General features: G+C 67.9%; 1 pseudogene. It reads right to left on the bottom strand.

From position 1 onward, the window contains the following. A pseudogene (locus tag ACLZN2_RS50905) lies at positions 1 to 841 on the bottom strand (hypothetical protein); the annotation flags it as partial.

The following is an 841-nucleotide window of genomic DNA, read 5'->3' on the forward strand; positions in this document are numbered from 1 at the left end:
GTGGCCAGCTTCTTCAGGGACTCGATGCCCGGGTTGCCCGTGGCGTCCTGTCCCCGGTAGCCCATCCGCAGCCGGAACCGCTTGTAGGCGTCGTCGGTCTTGGTGCCCCACGACCCGTCCACGTACTTCTTCGCCAGCAGCCCCTCCTCGCAGAGGGCCTGCTCCACGATCAGAACGTCCTTCTTGTGCGTGGTGTGCCCGGTCGGGGCCGGGAGATCCTTCTTCCGGGCAGCGATCAGGTTGGCCAGGGACACGGTCGGTGCCGACGCCGACGTGGTCGGCTTCTCAGCGGCCGGCCCGGCCGCGCCGGTCCACCGGTAGGAGGCGACCGCCTTGCCCCCGCGCGGGTCGTCAGGGTCGGCGGTGGGCGGGCACACCCCGTCCGGGAACCTCGGGGCCAGGTAGCCGACGACACGGTCCGAGCGGCGCACCGACTTGTGCGACCACACCCCGTTGCCCTGCCCGTTGTCGGTGGCACCGTCCTTGATGGAGTTTCCGCCCTTGGTGTACACGTACGTCTTGTCGAATCCGACGACGAGTTCCGTGTGGGAGCCGTTGCCGAGATTCACCCACGCCCCGACCGACGGGTACTCCGACCACTGCCCGTGCGTCTTCGCCCAGGAGGTGAACGCCTTCACGTTGAATATCTTCGGCACGACGCCCTCGAGTTCGACGTCGTCGTACATGCACCAGTTGAAGATGACGCACCAGGCGACGCCGTCCGCCCCGTACTGACGGCCGAACCGGGTGTGGTTGTCCCAGCCCTCCTCGCCGTCCCATGTCTCGTAGATCTTCTCGGGGATCGCCATGACGTGGTCGAGGAGAGTCCGCCAGCGCGGCG

Origin of the sequence: Streptomyces sp. T028 (assembly GCF_048159505.1) — a bacterium.
Lineage (GTDB): Bacteria > Actinomycetota > Actinomycetes > Streptomycetales > Streptomycetaceae > Streptomyces.